Genomic DNA, 783 nt, shown 5'->3' on the forward strand with positions numbered 1-783 from the left:
AGTCGGTGGGAAGGCTGCGAAGCCGTCCCGCAGGCGAAGGGCCGAACGAGAGGGAGTGTTCGAGGCCATGCCGATGTGGCGAGCATCGCATCAGATGCCGGCGCAAGCAGAGCGGTCCGGGGTAGGACGCGGTGAAGCCGCGTGTGGCCCGGGCAGCGATGAAGCTCGTCGCCCGCGGCATGAACCGAAGGGCACAGGGTCAGCGCTGCTTTTGGCGGCGCTGACGAGAGAGAACCTGCAACGGGCTTGGAAGCGGGTGCGGGCCAACAAAGGCGTAGCCGGCGTGGACGGTCTGGACATTGACCAGACCGCTGCGCATCTGCGTACGGCGTGGCCGGCGATCCGCGGGCAACTGTTGTCGGGGACGTACCGGCCCGGTCCGGTGCGACGGGTGACGATTCCCAAGCCTGACGGCGGCGAGCGCGAGCTCGGCATCCCGACGGTGACGGATCGTTTGATCCAGCAGGCGCTGCTGCAAGTGTTGCAGCCCATTCTTGATCCGACCTTCAGCGAGCACAGCTACGGCTTCCGGCCGGGCCGAGGTGCGCATGACGCCGTCCTCGCGGCGCAGTCATACGTGCAATCGGGCCGCCGGATCGTGGTGGACGTGGACCTGGAAAAGTTCTTTGACCGGGTCGATCACGACATCCTCATCGACCGCCTACAGAAACGGATCGGGGACACCGGGGTCATCCGGCTGATCCGGGCGTATCTGAACAGCGGGATCATGGACGATGGCGTGGTCCAGACGCGCACGATGGGGACGCCGCAGGGTGGCCCGCT

1 protein-coding gene is annotated in these 783 nt (G+C 66.7%); it reads left to right on the forward strand.

Annotated elements, in window-relative coordinates; genetic code table 11:
• Positions 1 to 73: 73 nt before the first annotated feature.
• A partial coding sequence (locus tag IVA82_RS47370; protein WP_346658758.1) for a reverse transcriptase domain-containing protein occupies positions 74 to 783 on the forward strand: 710 nt, incomplete at its 3' end.

The organism is Bradyrhizobium sp. 142, from assembly GCF_023074015.1.
Classification (GTDB): Bacteria; Pseudomonadota; Alphaproteobacteria; order Rhizobiales; family Xanthobacteraceae; genus Bradyrhizobium.